This window comes from Micromonospora sp. LHW51205, assembly GCF_003315815.1.
Taxonomy (GTDB): Bacteria; Actinomycetota; Actinomycetes; order Mycobacteriales; family Micromonosporaceae; genus Micromonospora; species Micromonospora chalcea.
Window position 1 is genome coordinate 1380346 of sequence record NZ_QMEZ01000001.1, and the last position, 16586, is coordinate 1396931.

A 16586-nucleotide genomic window follows, 5' to 3' on the forward strand; every position below is an offset into this window, starting at 1 on the left:
GCCGGGTTCGGGGCGGAGTCCGCCTGTCGTAGGGCCACTGTCAGGCCGGGACCTTGGCGGTGGCGTCGACGATGACCTTGAGCAGGTCGACCACGCGCGGGCCCCAGCGCGAGGCGATGTCGTCGTCCAGCTCCACGATCTGGTTGTTCTTCACCGCGTTGATGCCGGCCCACCCGCTGCGCGCCTTCACCGTGTCGGCGTTCTGCTTGCAGCACTTGGTGTCGGACAGGAAGACGAAGTCGGGGTTCGCCTTGACGATGACCTCCTGGGAGAGCTGCGGGTAGCCGCCGTTCTTCCCGTCGGCGTCGGACGGGTCGGCGATGTTCTCCAGCCCGGCGAGCGCGTAGATGGTGCCGATGAACGTCTTGCTGGTCGCGGTGTACAGCTCCGGACCCAGTTCGTGGAAGTAGGTCAGCTTCTCGGTGCGCTTGGGCAGGTCCTTGGTCAGCGCGGTGATGTCGTCCTTCATCTTCTGCACCACGGCCTCGGCCTCGGACCGGTGGCCGGTGAGCGTGCCCAGGTCGGTGAGCTGCCGGTACGTGTCGTCGAGCGTGGCCGCGGCGGGGATCTGCAGCACCGGGATCTTCAGCGCGACGAGCTGGTCGGCGATCTTGTTGAGGTTGTCCGAGATCACCACCAGGTCGGGGTTGCGGGAGGCGACCGCCTCCGCGTTCGGCTGGTAGCCGGACAGGTCGGTGCGGGGCGCGTCGGCCGGGTAGTTCGACTGGTCGTCGACGGCGGTGACCTGCTTGCCGGCGCCGATGGCGAAGAGCATCTCGGTGGAGGTCGGCGAGAGCGAGACGATCTTCTCGGGCCGCTTCTCCAGCGTCAGCTTGCCGACGGTGGCCGGGAACGCGCCGCCGGAGGCGCCGGTGGCGGGGGTGTCGGTCGAGGTCTTCTCGGCGCAACCGCCGAGAAGCAGCACGCCGGCCGCGAGCGCGGTGGCGAAGAGCCGGGGGGTACGTCGGGACATGAAGCCTCCTGTCGGTCGAGGAGTGTGGTGCTTCGCCGACAGGAAGAGAGGCCCGTCCGCGAGGCGCCCTTCCTCGAGAGCGCGTGTCGCGACCGGGCCGCAGGCGACCTGGCTCGTCCCACGTCCGTCGGCGCCGGCGGGAGGCCGACGCCGCGCGTACGGGGCATCACAGTTGCGGGACAGCGCCGGTTTCGCACCGGCTTCGCTGTGGCACGGTCGGTGCCACGGTAGCGCACGACCAGCGGAGATCGTCCGGACGGTGGGGGTGGGTGGGAACCCCGGCGGGGGTGGAACCGGGGTTCCCACCCGGTGGTGAGGTCAGCAGTACTGGCTCTGCTTGCCGATCGCCCGGTACGGGCAGTCGGCGTACTCGGACAGGATCAGCACGGCTTCCCGGTTGCGTGAGGTCTGCGCCGGGATCACCTCGTCCGGCGGGTAGAAGCCGCCGCCGGAGGCCGAGCCGGGGTACATCTCGAAGGTGTACGCCCAGATCTTGTGGGCGCCCCACATCCAGTCGATGCTGGTGCCGTCGGCGATGTAGAGGTCGCTCGACTGTTCCGGGGTGTAGTTGTTGGTCGCCGCCATCTGCCGTCCGATGGTGGCGAAGGTGTTGTACTGGTCGGTGTTCATCCCGGTGGCGGTGTTGTTGTACGTGTACCCGTACGGCCAGAGCACCAGCTGCGAGTAGGTGTGGAAGTCGATGTTCGCCTTGATCTGCTGCACCCCGCCGACGACCCGGCTGTTGACGAAGTTGCGCAGCGCCGCGGTCTCCGGCGCGGAGAAGGCGGACGGGCCCCGGTAGGTGTCCGACGACTTCGAGCTGGACGAGCCGCCGCAGCAGCCCCACTGGTAGCCCCAGTTGCGGTTCAGGTCGGTGCCGACGGCGGTGGAGCCGCTGTTGGGCTGCCGGTTCTTGCGCCAGGAGCGGTAGGAGCCGGTGGCGATGTCGTATTCGCTGCCGTCGGGGTTGACGGTGGGGACGATCCAGATCTCCCGGGTGTTGACGATGTTTGTGATCCGGGAGTCGCTGCCGTAGTTGTCGGTGAAGAGGTTGAGCAGGTAGATCGCCATTTCGACGGTGAGGTGCTCACGCGCGTGCTGCTGGGCGTTGAACAGGATCTCCGGCTCCGCCTCGTCGGTGGCGACGTTGTCGGAGATCTTCACGGCCATCAGGTCCCGGCCCTGGTAGGACGTGCCGATGCTCAGCTTCCGCGCGATGGTCGGGTGGTCGGCGACCACCTTGTTCACCACCGCTGTCAGCTCGGCGTAGTCGTGGTAGTTCGAGTCGGCGGGCGGGAACGCGTTGGCGGTCATGCCCCCGTCGGCGTGGTCGTGCTCCGGCACGACGTCCTTCTCGAGCCGGAACCCGAGCCGGGTGATCGCGTTCGCCTCGGCCTTGGTGGCCGTGACGTGCAACACACCGTGTTCGGAGTAGTCGATGGCGGCGCCGGTGCCGGCGACCGCGGTGCGGTCCGCGGCGGTGCGGGGGCCGAGCACCCGGTACGCGACGGTGGCCGGCTCGCCGGAGCCCTCCGGCGCGGGCCGGGCGACGGCGGGCGCGGCGGCCGCGCTGACGATGGTCAGGCCGACGGCGGCGGCGAGCGCCAGCCGGCGGCGGAACGGAGAGGTGCGGAAGGCCATGGACAACCTCCTGGGGGTACGGGAGAGCTCCCGTTGTCCGCACACTCCACCAGGAGACACATGGTCATATCAATATCTGTCTCTCCCTTTAGTCATCCCGACCTGATCGTCACTTCGGCAATGATTTTCCATGCCTGAACATCTGGCGAAACTTCCCGCCAGGCGCGACAGTGAACGGCAACGATGCCGTCTCCCCGTGGAGCTGCCATGTTCGGACGACCCATGCGCGCGGCCGCCCTCGCCGGCCTCACCGCGCTCACCCTCCTCGGCACCACCGCACCGGCCCAGGCACAAGCCCCGCGGCCGGGCGTCACACACGACGAACAGATCACGTTCCAGGAGTTCTCCCGCTTCCCCGACTGGCGCAGCGGCTCCCACCAGGGCACCCGCGCCGTACCGGGCCGCCACCCCGCGCTGACCATCGACCGCCCGGTGGGCACCACCGAGTTCACCGACGAGCACACCGGCACGACCCGCACCTGGGAGTACGCCACCTGGACCTCACCCGAGCGGCGGATCGGGTTCGACGCCAGCGAGATGGTCGCGTCCTGGAACGCCGCCACCCCGGCCGGCACCTGGATCCAGGTCGAGCTGCACGGCACGTACAACACCGGGGCGCAGACCCCGTGGTTCGTCATGGGCCGCTGGGCCTCCGGCGACCAGGACATCAAGCGGTCCACGCTGGACGGCCAGGGCGACCCCTGGTCGAGCATCTGGACCGACACGTTCTCGATCGACGACGCCGACGCCGGAGTGCTGCTGCGCTCGTACCAGTTGCGGCTGACGCTCTACCGCGCGCCCGGCCAGGCCGCCGCGCCGCAGGTGCGGATGCTCGGCGCGATGGCGTCGAACGTGCCCGACCGGTTCACCGTCACCCCGAGCCGGGGCGGCATCGCCTGGGGCACCGAGCTGGCCGTGCCGCGCTACTCGCAGAACGTCCACATCGGCGAGTACCCCGAGTACAACGGCGGCGGCGAGGCGTGGTGCTCACCCACCTCGACGGAGATGGTGGTCGAGTACTGGGGCCGCAAGCCCTCGGCCGAGGACACCTCCTGGGTCGACCCCGCCTACCCCGACCCGACCGTCGACCACGCCGCCCGGATGACCTACGACTACGAGTACGACGGCGCGGGCAACTGGCCGTTCAACACCGCGTACGCGGCGAGCTTCCCCGGCCTGGAGGGCCGGGTCACCCGGCTGCACTCGCTGGACGAGGCGGAACGCTTCATCAAGGCCGGCATCCCGGTGGTCACCTCGCAGTCGTTCCTCGCCAGCGAACTCGACGGGGCCAACTACGGCACCGCCGGGCACCTGTTCGTGATCGTCGGCTTCACCGCCGAGGGCGACGTGATCGTGAACGACCCCGCGTCCTCCTCGAACGAGGCGGTGCGCAACGTCTACAAGCGGGAGCAGTTCGAGCAGATCTGGCTGCGCACCAAGCGCTACCGGGCCAACGGCACAGTGGCCTCCGGCTCGGGCGGCATCGCGTACCTGATCAAGCCGGTCGACCGGCCGTGGCCGGTCGTCCCGGGCTCGACCAACTGGTGAGCGGCTCGACCATCCGGTGAACCGCTCGACCGGCTGGTGAACCGCGAAGGGCCCGGCGCGACGTCGCGCGCCGGGCCCCGCCGGTCCGCTCAGCTGTCGCGGCGTTCGCCCTCCGGCTCGGCCTGGTCCTCACCGGCCAGCGCGGAGCGCAGCCGGTCCTTCTCCAGGCGACGCCGCTCCGCCGCCTCCGCCATCTCCCCGGCCATCTGGTCCCGCAGGCCCTTGAGCAGGAAGAACGACAGCGTGGCGGAGAAGATCAACGCCAGCATCAGCCGCAGGAACATGTTCATGTCGACGAACCAGAGGGCCGCCAGCACGACGACGAACAGCCCGATCCGGCCCAGCGTGTACTTGAGCGCCGCGCTCATTCCCGCATTCCCACTCTCTTCGTGCCTCAGCCCGTACGCCGGGCCAGCCAGTGCACGCCATGAAACCAGACGACCGCGTAGACCACGGTGAACACCGCCGCGGCCAACGCTCCCGTGAACAGCGCGGGCAGTCCCGTGGCCAGCCCGGCGGCCAGCAGACCGGCGAGCACGCCGAGCGCGATGCCGGCCAGCGCCGCCACCACCCGGGCGGCGCCGAACTCCCAGGCCCGGAACTCGTCCCAGAACAACCAGAGCGGCAGGATCACCGCCAGCCAGCCGTTCGTGCCCCCGAAGCCGCTGTCGCCGATGGTGGCGAACGCCCATTCGAAGACCAGCAGCGCCAGCACTCCGATGACCAGGCCGGCGAGGCTCACGCCGAGCAGGTCACCGAGGGTCAGGATGCGTCCCTCGGCGTCACGCCGGGGGAAGGCGCGCTGCTGTTCCTCGCCGCTCATCGCCCGCTCAGGCCCAGACCTGCTGCGGCTCGGACCGGCGCTCGGCCAGCGACGGCGGCCCGTCGTACTCGCGCACGATCTCGTAGCGGGTGTTCCGCTCGACCGGGCGGAACCCGGCGTCCCAGATCATGTGCAGCAGGTCGTCGCGGTGCATGGTGTTCGGCGTGCCGTACGAGTCGGCGTCGTGGGTGATCTTGTATTCCACGACCGAGCCGTCCAGGTCGTCGACGCCGAAGTTCAGCGAGAGCTGCGCCACCGACAGGCCGTGCATGACCCAGAAGCACTTGACGTGCGGCACGTTGTCGAACAGCAGCCGGGAGACCGCGAACGTCTTCAGCGACTCGGCCGGCGAGGCCATCGTGGTGCGGGCCTGGATCCGGTTACGGATCTTGCCGTCCGCCGAGTCGACGAAGTCGTGCTGGTAGCGCAGCGGGATGAAGACCTGGAAGCCACCGGTCTCGTCCTGCAGCTCGCGCAGCCGCAGCACGTGGTCGACCCGGTGCCGGGGCTCCTCGATGTGGCCGTAGAGCATGGTCGACGGCGTCTTCATGCCCTTGGAGTGGGCCAGCCGGTGGATGCGCGACCAGTCCTCCCAGTGGCAGTTGTGGTCGACGATGTGCTGGCGGACTTCCCAGTCGAAGATCTCCGCGCCGCCGCCGGTCAGCGACTCCAGGCCGGCGTCCATCAGCTCGTCGAGGATCGCGTCGGCGGTGAGCCCGCTGATCTTCTCGAACCACTGCACCTCGGTCGCGGTGAACGCCTTGAGGTTGACGTTCGGCAGCGCGGCCTTCAGCTCCCGCAGCACCTTCGGGTAGTAGCGCCAGGGCAGCGTCGGGTGCAGGCCGTTGACGATGTGCAGCTCGGTGAGCTGCTCGTCCTCCATCTCCTTGGCCTTACGGACCGCCTCGTCGATCCGCATCGTGTAGGCGTCCTTCTCGCCCGGCTTGCGCTGGAACGAGCAGTACGCGCACGACGCCGAGCAGACGTTCGTCAGGTTCAGGTGCCGGTTGACGTTGAACATCACCCGGTCGCCGTTGAGCTCCGTACGCCTGTGGTGGGCCAGCCGGCCCAGCCAGGTCAGGTCGTCGCTGTCGTAGAGGGCGATGCCGTCCTCGCGGGTCAACCGCTCCCCGGCGTACACCTTCGCTTCGAGTTCGCGCTTGAGTCCGGCGTCCATCCGAAAGCCACGTCCTTCCCCCTGGGTTCCCGATCGAGCGTACGTCGCGGGTCCGACCAGCCGCCGACGTGGTCGAGCCAGTTCACCCGCCGTCACTCTCCGCACATCGACATCGCTGCGACGGTGAGGTAAGACAGGGTGGGGCGGAACACACACCAGTGCCGTCCTGTCCTGACACGCCCCACCTCGCGTGGCGGGCACCAGACCGGACGGGGAGCGGAATGTCCGACAGCACCAAGGCCCGGCGGCGACGAGGCCGGCAGCCGGTGATCTCACCGGTCCTGCGTCCGGCCCTCTGGTCCGCCCTCCTCGGTGCGGTCGCGGCGGCGGCGCTCGCCACCCCGGCCTGGGCCGACCCGCTGCCCGACACCGTGCCCAGCACCGGCTCCCGCCCCCAGGTCACCGGCCCCCTGCAACTGCCCGGCAGCGTCCCCGGCCTGCCCGGCAGCGTCCCCGGCCTGCCCGGCAGCGTTCCGGGCGTGCCCGGAGTAACCGTCCCGGGCCTGCCGGGCGGCACCACCGGCGTCACCAACCCGGCCGACGGCCCGCTGATCGCGCAGATCAACCAGCTCGACGCCCAGGTCGGGCTGCTGGGCGAGGAAATGCTGCGGATCAAGGGCGAGCGGGACGCCGCACAGGCCGAGCTGACCCAGTCCGCCGCCCGGCTCAAGGAGGCCCAGGACGCGCTCACCCGGGCCCAGGAGAACGCGAAGAGCGCCGCCGCCGACGCGGTCAAGGCCGACGCGGCGCTGCCGCCGGGCGAGTTCGGCGCCAGCCTGCGTGACTTCGCCAACCTCCAGCGCATCACCCGGGGCGACAAGGCCGAGGGCGCCACCACGTCGGTGACCGGCGAACTCCTCCGGGCCACGAACGCCGAGCGGATCGCCCGGGAGGCGCACGACTCGGCCCAGCGCCGGGCGACCGAGAAGGCCGCCGAGTTCACCCGCGCCGAGACCGACCTGCGCAAGCAGGAGACGACGCTCGTCGCGCTGCGCAAGGAGAACGCCGCCAAGCTGCTCGAGATCGAGCGCCTGGCCGACGCCGCCGAGCAGCAGCTCGGCAGCTCGTACGTCGTCAACCAGAGCATCGACGGTCTGGCGGCGGACCCCAAGGCGCTCGCCGCGGTCCGCTACGCCCTCGCCCAGCTCGGCGACCCCTACCTCTGGGCCGCCGAGGGCCCGGACCGGTTCGACTGCTCCGGCCTGGTGCTCGCCTCCTACCGGTCGGCCGGCTACAAGGGCCTGCCGCGGGTCGCGAAGGACCAGTACTACGCCACCCGCTCCCGCACCGTCTCACCGAACGCGCTGCTCCCCGGCGACCTGCTCTTCTTCGCCTCCAGCAGCAGCTGGACGAGCATCCACCACGTCGCCATGTACATCGGCAACGGCAAGATGGTGGAGGCGCCCCGGACCGGCGACGTCGTCAAGATCTCGGTGGTCCGCTGGTCCCGGCTCTACGCCGCGACCCGGGTGATCGGAGCCGTCGCCGCCCCGGCCACCCCGGCTCCCCCGCCGCCCGTGCCGACCACCCCGCCGCCGTCGTCCCCGACGCCGAAGCCGACGCCCACCACGCCGAAGCCGACGCCGACGACCCCCAGGCCGACGCCGACCACCCCGAGGCCGACCACGCCCACGCCGGACCCGACGACCTCCAGCCCGACGCCCAGCACGCCGCCCAGCCCGCCCGAGGAGCCGACGCCGACGCCGAGCGAGAGCAAGAGCGCCGCGCCGAGCACCAGCGCCGCCCCGAGCAGCAGCAGCGTCGCCCCGTCGCGCAGCACGTCCGCCAGCGCCTCTGCCAGCGCGAGCGGCAGCGCCGACTGACCCAACCCGCACTCCGGCTGTGCGCCCGGGCCGGAATATGGCACGGTGAGATCCAGGCACTTTCGGCCGGCGCCACGGTCGGGGGCGAGCGTAGGTGCGGAGGGGCGAGATGGGCGAGCACGAGGTTCCGGCGGAGAAGGTCCACCCCGGACCGACGCCCGACGCCGCCGACCCTGCCGACGACAGCCCGGCAGCGGCCCGCCCCGGGCCGGTGGCCGTCGCGCGGGCACGGGTGACCGTCGCCGGGGCGGCCGTACCGCCTCCCGCAGGCGACGAGCCGCCGGCGGCGCCGTCGAGCCCAACCACGTACCGCGCGGGCACCCCGGCGGACGCCCCGCCGCTGGACCGGCGTCAGCCCGGCGCGACAGTTCCCCCGTCGACCTGGTCCGCCTTCGCCGTGGCCGAACGCCCGGCGACACCCGAGGCCCCCATCAGCACACCCGCTGCGGGTACGCCCTCCCCGGCCACGCCGGACGGCCCGGCTGCCGGTATCCCGGCTCCCCGTGTCTCCGGTTCCGCCCGGGTGCCCGTGCCCACTCCGACGGCCCTCGCCGACTCGGCTGCCCCGGCCGTTCCGCCTGCCGTGTCCGCTCCCGCCGTTTCCGCTCCCGCCGACTCGTCCACACCGGCCGCTCCGGCTGGCGTGTCCACTCCGGCGGGCGGCGAGACGCCGGGTGAGGACGCCGCCGGCGCGGATGCGGTCGCGACCGACGATCGACCGGACCGCGACGCCGCGCCGGGCGGGCCGGAGAACGCGGCCGGAAGCACCGCCACCGATCCCCGGGACGGCGCCCCGGCAGCCGGGTCCGCCGACTCCGGCACCGCGTCCCCCGCCCTCGCCGAGCAACCGGCCGGGCCGGGTGCGGTGCCCTCCGCGAAGCCCGCCGACCTCGATGCGGCGCCGTCCGCGAAGCCCGCCGGGCTCAATGCGGCGCTGTCCACGAAGCCGGCCGGGCAAGGCGGGACGGCGCACGCCCGGGCCAGCGCCGCGGTACCCGGCCTGAGCCGGGTGTCCGCCGACGAGATCGCCGCCTCGGTGGTGACCGCTCCCGCCGCCGCGACCGTCTACCGGGCGGGTCCGGTGAACCCGGAGCCGCCCGAGCCCGCCCAGCCGCCGGAGCCCGCGCAGCCCCCGGCCCCGCACGGTCCGGAGCCCGAGCCGGCGCCGACCCCGGTACCGGGTCCGACCCCGCCGTCGCCCGCGCCGCCGGTGCCGGAGCCGGAGCCGCCGTTCCGGCCCACGCCGCCCGCGCCCGCGCCGCCCGCGCCGGCGCCCACCCCACCGGGGCCGGTTCCGCCCGTACCGGGGCCGCCGGTGCCGCCGCCCGGACCCGCGGTGCCCCCGCCGCCGCCCCCACCGGGTCCGATGCCCGCGCCTCCGTTCCCGCCACCACCGGCGATGACGGCCGCGGCGAACCCGTTGCCCGCGCCGCTGTTCCCCGCGCCACCGGCCACCGCAGGCCCGTCGTTCGGCACGCCGTCGGCCACCCCAGGCGCGCCGTCGTTCGTCACGCCACCGGTCACCGCGGGCCCGCCGTCGTTCGCCACGCCGTCGGCCGGCTCGGCGGTGCCGCCCGCGCCGGCCACCACGCCCTTCCCGTCCGCGCCGCCGGCCACGACCGGCACTCCGGCGTCCTCCGCCGAGTCGCCTCCGGCGTGGGCCGCCGCGCCCGTCTCCGCCCCGCCGCCGCCCGCGGTCCCGGCGCCGGCGCTGCCGACCTGGCCGCCGCCGGCCACGCCGGCCCGCGACGCCGACGCGACCCGTCCGGTACGTCAGCAGTCCGGCAGCACGGACCTCGCCGGCGCCGTCTACGGCGGCGGGACGGACGGACCCGGTTTCGCCACCGTGTCGTTTCCGCAGGGCAATCCGCTGGAGAACTCCGGCTCGCTGACCGGGCACATCCTGGCTCAGGGCTGGTCCGAGGAGAGCCCGGCGGCCCGGGGCGGCAACGCCAAGGTGATCATCGTGCTGGCGGTCGCGCTGACCATGCTCATCGCGATCAGCCTGCTCGTGGTCTTCCTGGCCAACGACGCGCTCAGCGGCCTGACCGGAGCCATGCCGATCGAGTGACGGGGTGAGCCCGCCCACTACCGCCTCGCACTGCCGTGGCGGAGTGGGCGAAGCGCCGTACACTTGTCTCCGATTACTGACCTGGCGCGCCCCGATTGCGCGCTCATGGGCGATCTTGCGGGCGATTCGGCGGCGTGACAGGCCGCGGCGGGCCATCGCGAAGATGCGCCCCGCTCGAGAGGCATTTCTTGACCACGTTCGCTGAATCCAGCACGTCCCCGTCCGTCGACCCGAACTCCGACGCCGTCGACTTCGCGTCGCTCGGCCTGCCCCGGCAGCTCGTCGAGGCGCTCGCCCGGCAGGGCATCACCACCCCGTTCGAGATCCAGCGGGCCACCCTGCCCGACTCGCTCGCGGGCCGCGACGTACTCGGCCGGGGCCAGACCGGCTCGGGCAAGACGCTCGCCTTCGGCCTGCCGGTGATCGCCCGGGTCGCCGACCGCAACCGGGCCCGGCCGCTGCACCCCCGCGCGCTCGTCCTGGTCCCCACCCGTGAACTCGCCATGCAGGTGAACGACGCCCTCGTGCCGCTCGGCAAGTCGGTGGGCGTCTTCCTGAAGACCGCCGTCGGCGGCGTGCCGTACGACCGGCAGATCGACGCGCTGCGCCGCGGCGTGGAGATCGTCGTGGCCACCCCGGGCCGGCTCGGCGACCTGATCGAGCGCGGCGTCTGCCGGCTCGACGACGTCGAGATCACCGTGTTGGACGAGGCCGACCAGATGGCCGACATGGGCTTCCTGCCCGAGGTCACCCAGCTTCTGTCGAAGACCCCGGCGGACGCGCAGCGGCTGCTGTTCTCGGCCACTCTGGACAACGACGTCGACACGCTCGTCAAGCGGTTCATGACCGACCCGGTCACCCACTCGACCGCACCGGCCACCGCCGCCGTGTCCACCATGGACCACCACCTGCTGCTGATCCCGCCGCACGACAAGTTCGCGGTCGCGGCGTCCATCGCCGCCCGCGAGGGCCGCACCATGCTGTTCGCCCGTACGCAGCTCGGCGTGGACCGGCTGGTCGAGCAGCTCGCGGCCGTCGGCGTGCGGGCCGGTGGGCTGCACGGCGGCAAGACCCAGCGAATGCGTACCAAGACGCTCGCCGAGTTCCGCGAGGGCCGCACGCCCGTGCTGGTCGCTACCGACGTGGCGGCCCGCGGCATCCACGTCGACGGCGTGTCGCTGGTGCTGCACGTGGACCCGCCGAAGGACCCGAAGGACTACCTGCACCGGGCCGGCCGCACGGCTCGGGCCGGCGAGTCGGGCGCGGTGGCGACGCTCGTGCTGCCCAAGCAGCGCCGCACCACGCTGGCCATGATGGAGAAGGCGGGCGTCGAGCCGGCCGAGACCCGGGTCCGGGCGGGCGACGAGGCACTGGCCGAGCTGACCGGCGCGCGCGAGCCCAGCGGCGTACCCGTCCGGGACGAGCCGGAGCCGCGGCGCGGCGGCCCGCGCCGCTTCGGCGACCGGGACGGCCGGGGCTTCGACCGGGGTGGCCGGGGCGGCTTCTCCGACCGTGGCGAGCGCCGGTTCGGCGACCGCGACGGCCGGGGCGAGCGCCGCTACGGCGACCGGCCCGCGGGCGAGCGGTCCGGCGACCGGTTCGCGGACCGTGGCGGTGACCGCCGGTTCGGCGACCGGCCGGCGGGCGAGCGCTACTCGGGCGAGCGGGCCGGTGGCGGCGAGCGCCGCTTCGGGCGGCCGGAGCGTCGCGACGACCGGAGCTTCGGCGACCGGCGGTCCGACGGCCGGAGCTTCGGCGAGCAGCGGTCCGACGACCGTGGCCAGCGCAGCGACCGCTTCGGCGGCCAGCGCGACGACAGGCGTTTCGGCGAGCGCGCCGACCGCCCGTTCGGGGACCGGCACCGGCCGGCGGCCGGGCGCGGGTACGACCGCGACGAGCGGCGGTACGACGACCGGCCGGGTGGCTTCGGTGACCGTCGCCAGGAGGACCGCCCGCACGCCGAGCGGCGTTTCGGTGACCGGGGCGACGCGCGCCCGGCCGAGCGCCGGAGCGGCGGTTTCCGGGCCGAGGGGCGGGGCCGGGACGACCGGCGCGGCTTCGGCGGGCGACCGCCGGCGCGTACCCACTGATCTGAGCGCACCCACGACGCCGCCGCCGAGCACCCGCTCGGCGGCGGCTGTGCGTCTGCGGGTCAACGGGCCGGTGGCGTTCTAGCTGCGCGGTGCGAGGACGGGATACCGCCGGGTCGGCTCGTTCAACATCGACAGGCGATGCCGAGGCTGCCAGTCGGGCGGCGGTGTCGGGATGGTCTGATCGATGGTCTGCCGGAGACTTCGCCGAGCGGACCGGCCCCACGACCAGGCCACCCAGCAGCCGAACGCCTGGGCGATGACGGCGGACAACAGCAGACCAGTGCCGATCGGGTCAGACATCGCGCACCGACCGCAGCCAGCCCATGAATCGAATGTGCATCTTGGCGGGATCCGGCGGCTCGGAGTAGAGCCCGGCCAGGTCATCGGTCGCCTGCCGCATGAGGGCGGCCAGATCGACGGCGAGGTTACGCCGGTCGTGCCTGTAGTCAGCGACCAACTCGACCTTTGCGTTTTCGCACGGCCAGTTGAGCAGGTCTGCCGTGCAGACCCAAAGGGGTTTCAGCGGAGCGTGGCGCTGGGTCACTCGGGGCCTCCTGCCGTGGGTCGGCTTCCAGGTGGCACCCCCGTCCGCCGCGAACTCGCCACCGGGCGGGGGGCCTGATCCATCAGATCGCTCCCTTGCCCCCCTGTCAATGTTGACGGGCCCACGTAGGTGCGATTTCTTGTTCGCGTCAAGATAGTCGGGTCGGCCCGCTCCTACCTTCGAAGTCGTGACCAAGGAGACGGGACCGGGCGAACTCGTCGCGGCCGGTGAGATCTTGAAGATGCTCGGCGTGGGCAGATCGAGATTCCGCGAGATCCGGCGGCATCCCGCATTCCCCGCGCCGTATCAAGAGCTGTCGGTCGGCGCCGTCTGGCTGAAGCGGGACGTGGAGCGGTACATCCGGGAGCACCGGCCGCCCCGGCCGGCGGACGACGACGAGTAGCCCGAAGAGGCACGACCATGACTACCTTCGTCGGGTGAGACGACCACGCCTGTACGGGCCCGGTGAGCTGGCCGCCCTGTTCGGCGTATCGCGTCAGCGGGTCCTGCAGATCACCCGCCGCCCCGGGTTCCCCGAGCCGCTCGCCCGGCTGATCGGCATGAACGTCTGGGACGCGGACGAGGTCGACGAGTGGGCCCGCCACAACCGGCCGTCGCGCCCCACTGAGGGCGACGAGCAGGGGTAGTCAGTGGCCATCCGGCCGGCGGCGGCGTTCGCGCATCCGCTGCCGCCGACGGCCGGGTCGCGTAACGTCCGGACCATGCCGAAGTCGCTCTTCTGGGCCCGGACCGACACCGCCGGCTGCGAGCACGTCGTGCTCGACGGCGGGCAGGGGCTGACCGCGCAGGGCGTGGCACTCGCCGTGGACCCGATCCCGTACACCTGCCGTTACCGCCTGGCGCTCGCGCCCGACTGGTCGACCGACCAGCTGGAGGTCGAGGCAGAGGGCGCGGGCTGGTCGCGGAGCGTACGCCTGGAACGGGGCCGGGACGGGTGGCGCGTGCGTACCGGCGAGGAGGGTGACCTGGACGCGGCGCTGAGCGCGGCGGGCCACCCACCGGCGGGGTTGCCGGGCACCGACGACCCGGGCCGGCTGGACGACGCGCTCGACGTCGACCTGGGCGGGTCCCCGCTGACGAACACGCTGCCGATCCGCCGGATCGGGTTGGGGCGGCTGCCCGCCGACATGGCGACGGCGGTGACCGTGGCCTGGGTGCTGCTGCCCGGCCTGGCCGTGGTCCCCGCCGAGCAGGTCTACACCTCGCTCGGCCCGGGCCGGGTCCGGTACGCCAGCGGCACGTTCACGGCCGACCTGGAGGTCGACCCGGAGGGTTTCGTGGTGCGCTATCCGGGGCTGGCCGAGCGGGTCGACCCGCGCTGACAGTCCGGGGTCCGGCTCAGGCCGCCGGCCAGGTGCCGTCGGTGAGGAACCGGTCGATGGTGGCCAGGTGCGGGGCGAGGTCGAGGCCCTGCGCGGCCACCCACTCGTCGGAGTAGTAGGTGTCGCCGTACCGGTCGCCCGGGTCGCAGATGAGCGTGACCACCGAGCCGGTACGTCCGTCCGCCAGCATCTGGGCGATCAGCCCGAACGCGCCCCACAGGTTGGTGCCGGTGGAGCCGCCCACGCGGCGGCCGAGCACCGCCGAGCCGGCCCGCATGGCGGCGAGCGACGCGGCGTCCGGGACCTGCACCATCCGGTCCACCACGCTGGGCAGGAAGGACGCCTCGACGGTGGGCCGCCCGATGCCCTCGATCCGGGAGCCGCGGCCGGTGCACGCCGACCAGTCACCGGCCTGCCAGGCGGGGTAGAACGCGGAGTTCTCCGGGTCCACCACGCAGAGCTTGGTGGGCAGCCGCCGGTAGCGGGCGTAGCGGCCGATGGTGGCGCTGGTGCCGCCGGTGCCGGCGCCGACGACGATCCAGGCGGGCACCGGGTGCCGTTCCAGCGCGAGCTGGGCGTAGATCGACTCGGCGATGTTGTTGTTGCCCCGCCAGTCGGTGGCCCGCTCGGCGTACGTGAACTGGTCCATGAACCGGCCGCCGGTGTCCTCGGCGAGCCAGCGCGCCTCCACCACCACCTTCGCCGGGTCCTGGACGAGGTGGCAGCGCCCGCCCTGGAACTCGATCTGGGCGATCTTCTCCGGTGACGTGGAGGCGGGCATGACCGCGATGAACGGCAGCCCGAGCATCCGCGCGAAGTACGCCTCGGAGACCGCCGTCGAGCCGGACGACGCCTCGACGATCGTGGTGTCCGGGCCGATCCAGCCGTTGCAGAGCCCGTAGAGGAACAGCGAGCGGGCGAGCCGGTGCTTGAGCGAGCCGGTGGGGTGCACCGACTCGTCCTTGAGGTAGAGGTCGATCCCCCACTCGCGGGGCAGCGGGAACGGCAGCAGGTGGGTGTCGGCGGAGCGGTTGGCGTCCGCCTCGACAGCGGCGATCGCCTCGGTCACCCAGCGCCGGCTGGCCTCGTCGCACCGGTCGAGATGAGTCACGTCGGCAACGTTACAAGCGAGGTGGGCTCGGGTTTTCCCGGACCCGGCGGGCCTGCCGCCGTTGACCGGCCCGGCCGGTGGCCCGGATCACCGGCGTGAGCGCCAGGGCGAGCCGGGGGAAGGCGTCGAGCAGCCGTACCTGGGCGCCGCGCCAGCGCGGCAGGCTGACCACCGGCCGGGGCCGCCGGGCCAGCCGGACGGCCCGCGCGGCCACCCGCTCCGGCGTGAGCAGCGAACCGGTGAAGGATGCCAGCGCGCCCGGGTCGTCCAGCTTGTCGTGCAGCATCGGCGTCCAGATCCCGTCCGGGCACAGGCACGACACGTGTACGCCCCGGACGCCGGCCATCCGCAGGTCGCTCAGCGTGCCGAGGCTGAACGCGAGCAGGGCGTGCTTGCTGGCCGCGTACACCGTCTCGCCTGGCGCGGCGATCAGCCCGGCCAGCGAGACGACGTTCAGCACGTGGCCGCGGCCCTGCTCGCGCATCACCGCGACGGCGGCGAGCGTGCCGTTCATCGCGCCGAGCGCGTTCACCTCGACCACCGCGCGCCGGGTCGGGGCGTCGTGCGCCCAGGACGGGCCGGTGAACAGGATGCCCGCGTTGTTCACCCAGAGCCCGAGGCCGCCGGGTGCGGCCGCCGCCTCGGCGGCCACGTCCGCGCAGGCGGACTCGTCGCGTACGTCGAGCGGGCGCGACCAGCCACCCAGCGGCGCGGCGGCGGTCGCCACGGCATCGGCGTCGACGTCGGTGAGCAGCACGTTCCAGCCGTCGGCGTGCAGCGCGACGGCGATGGCCCGGCCCAGCCCGCCGGCCGCGCCGGTGACCACTGCGGCGCCGCGTCCCGAGATCGTCATCGGCGCACGGTAACCGCAATCCCCGCGCCGGGGCCAGAGTGATCAGGCGGTGGGCGGTTCCAGCGGCTGCGGGCGGTTCTCCCACTTGGTCGACAGGGCGATGCTGGTACGGGTGGATGCCACGCCGGCCGTCCGGTTCAGCCGGACGATCAGCTGCTCCAGCTCGGCGATCGTGCCGACCCGCGCCTTGAGCAGGAAGGACTCGACGCCGGCCATGAAGTAGCAGGACTCGATCTCGGGGATGCGCCGGAACGACTCCAGCACGTCGTCGGTGTCCGCGTCGGAGTCCTCGATGATGCCGATGAGCGCGGTGACGCCGAGCCCGATCGACTCCGGCTCGACCTCGGCCCGGTACGCCCGGATCACGCCGCTGGACTCCAGCTTGCCGACCCGCTCGTGCACGGCCGGGGCGGAGAGGCCGACCTGACGGGCCAGCTCGGCGTACGACAGACGGGCGTTGCCTCGCAACAGCTCCACAAGGCTCAGGTCGATCGTGTCCACGGAGAGTGACCCTATCTCGATCGGGGCCCGGCACTGCGGCCACCGGGCGACGATGAGGTCGGGCCGCGCCTATCACAAACGTGCG

The 16586-nt window shown here is 72.9% G+C and carries 15 protein-coding genes, 1 pseudogene and 1 riboswitch; of the genes and pseudogenes, 7 read left to right on the top strand and 9 right to left on the bottom strand.

The genetic code is table 11. The annotated features are described in order from the left end of the window. Positions 1–40: 40 nt before the first annotated feature. Together DQE82_RS06515 and DQE82_RS06520 are read right to left on the bottom strand one after the other, a co-directional pair. Positions 41–973 (bottom strand): ABC transporter substrate-binding protein, encoded by a 933-nt coding sequence (locus DQE82_RS06515; protein ID WP_113972206.1) that lies wholly within the window; start codon positions 971–973, stop codon positions 41–43. 107 nt (positions 974–1080) lie between these two features. Continuing rightward, positions 1081–1174, bottom strand: a riboswitch (cobalamin riboswitch). Positions 1175–1294: 120 nt separating this feature from the next. Further along, positions 1295–2614 (bottom strand): annotated as a pseudogene (locus DQE82_RS06520) (M14 family metallopeptidase); the annotation flags it as partial. Between the two features lie 207 nt (positions 2615–2821). Between DQE82_RS06520 and DQE82_RS06525 the strand changes: the two are divergent. Next, positions 2822–4162: a C39 family peptidase gene (locus tag DQE82_RS06525; protein ID WP_113972207.1), complete on the top strand. Its 1341-nt coding sequence runs from the start codon at positions 2822–2824 to the stop codon at positions 4160–4162. 89 nt (positions 4163–4251) lie between these two features. Here the strand turns inward: DQE82_RS06525 and DQE82_RS06530 are convergent, their stop codons facing one another. From DQE82_RS06530 to mqnE, 3 genes are read right to left on the bottom strand one after another with little or no spacing between them, the layout of a single operon-like run. Continuing rightward, entirely contained in the window at positions 4252–4530 is a 279-nt protein-coding gene (locus DQE82_RS06530; RefSeq protein ID WP_113972208.1) for a DUF4229 domain-containing protein, read from the bottom strand. A 26-nt stretch (positions 4531–4556) separates the two neighbouring features. Beyond that, the gene (locus DQE82_RS06535) at positions 4557–4985 is read right to left on the bottom strand and encodes a hypothetical protein (protein WP_113972209.1); all 429 of its coding nucleotides are present in this window, start codon (positions 4983–4985) and stop codon (positions 4557–4559) included. A gap of 7 nt (positions 4986–4992) precedes the next feature. Beyond that, the gene (gene mqnE, locus DQE82_RS06540; RefSeq protein ID WP_113972210.1) at positions 4993–6162 is read right to left on the bottom strand and encodes an aminofutalosine synthase MqnE; all 1170 of its coding nucleotides are present in this window, start codon (positions 6160–6162) and stop codon (positions 4993–4995) included. Positions 6163–6383: 221 nt separating this feature from the next. Between mqnE and DQE82_RS06545 the strand changes: the two genes are divergently transcribed. From DQE82_RS06545 to DQE82_RS06555, 3 genes are all read left to right on the top strand, one after another. Continuing rightward, on the top strand, positions 6384–7985 hold the full coding sequence (locus DQE82_RS06545) for a C40 family peptidase (protein ID WP_199495944.1): 1602 nt from the start codon (positions 6384–6386) through the stop codon (positions 7983–7985). Between the two features lie 109 nt (positions 7986–8094). After that, positions 8095–10056 (top strand): hypothetical protein, encoded by a 1962-nt coding sequence (locus DQE82_RS06550; protein ID WP_113972211.1) that lies wholly within the window; start codon positions 8095–8097, stop codon positions 10054–10056. A gap of 188 nt (positions 10057–10244) precedes the next feature. Continuing rightward, a complete protein-coding gene (locus DQE82_RS06555) occupies positions 10245–12146 on the top strand; it encodes a DEAD/DEAH box helicase (RefSeq protein ID WP_113972212.1) in 1902 nt (633 codons plus the stop codon). 295 nt (positions 12147–12441) lie between these two features. Here the strand turns inward: DQE82_RS06555 and DQE82_RS06560 are convergent, their stop codons facing one another. After that, complete coding sequence (locus DQE82_RS06560; protein ID WP_113972213.1) at positions 12442–12693, bottom strand: flavin reductase; 252 nt, start codon at positions 12691–12693, stop codon at positions 12442–12444. Between the two features lie 187 nt (positions 12694–12880). Here DQE82_RS06560 and DQE82_RS06565 point away from each other — a divergent pair, with 187 nt between their 5' ends. The 3 genes from DQE82_RS06565 to DQE82_RS06575 all read left to right on the top strand — a co-directional run bounded on the left by DQE82_RS06565 (position 12881) and on the right by DQE82_RS06575 (position 14036). After that, on the top strand, positions 12881–13096 hold the full coding sequence (locus tag DQE82_RS06565) for an AlpA family transcriptional regulator (RefSeq protein WP_036311366.1): 216 nt from the start codon (positions 12881–12883) through the stop codon (positions 13094–13096). A gap of 34 nt (positions 13097–13130) precedes the next feature. Next, positions 13131–13340, top strand: a complete 210-nt coding sequence (locus tag DQE82_RS06570) for an AlpA family transcriptional regulator (RefSeq protein ID WP_064448409.1) — start codon at positions 13131–13133, stop codon at positions 13338–13340. A 75-nt stretch (positions 13341–13415) separates the two neighbouring features. Further along, positions 13416–14036 carry a putative glycolipid-binding domain-containing protein gene (locus DQE82_RS06575; protein ID WP_043330730.1) on the top strand — a complete coding sequence of 207 codons (621 nt, stop codon included), beginning with the start codon at positions 13416–13418 and terminating at the stop codon, positions 14034–14036. A gap of 16 nt (positions 14037–14052) precedes the next feature. Here the strand turns inward: DQE82_RS06575 and DQE82_RS06580 are convergent, their stop codons facing one another. The 3 genes from DQE82_RS06580 to DQE82_RS06590 are packed head-to-tail and all read right to left on the bottom strand — an operon-like array spanning position 14053 to position 16501. Further along, positions 14053–15147, bottom strand: coding sequence for a PLP-dependent cysteine synthase family protein (locus DQE82_RS06580; RefSeq protein WP_113972214.1), 1095 nt, complete (start codon positions 15145–15147; stop codon positions 14053–14055). A gap of 10 nt (positions 15148–15157) precedes the next feature. Next, on the bottom strand, positions 15158–16000 hold the full coding sequence (locus tag DQE82_RS06585) for an SDR family oxidoreductase (protein ID WP_113972215.1): 843 nt from the start codon (positions 15998–16000) through the stop codon (positions 15158–15160). Positions 16001–16042: 42 nt separating this feature from the next. Beyond that, entirely contained in the window at positions 16043–16501 is a 459-nt protein-coding gene (locus DQE82_RS06590) for an Lrp/AsnC family transcriptional regulator (protein WP_018787850.1), read from the bottom strand. Positions 16502–16586: the final 85 nt, after the last annotated feature.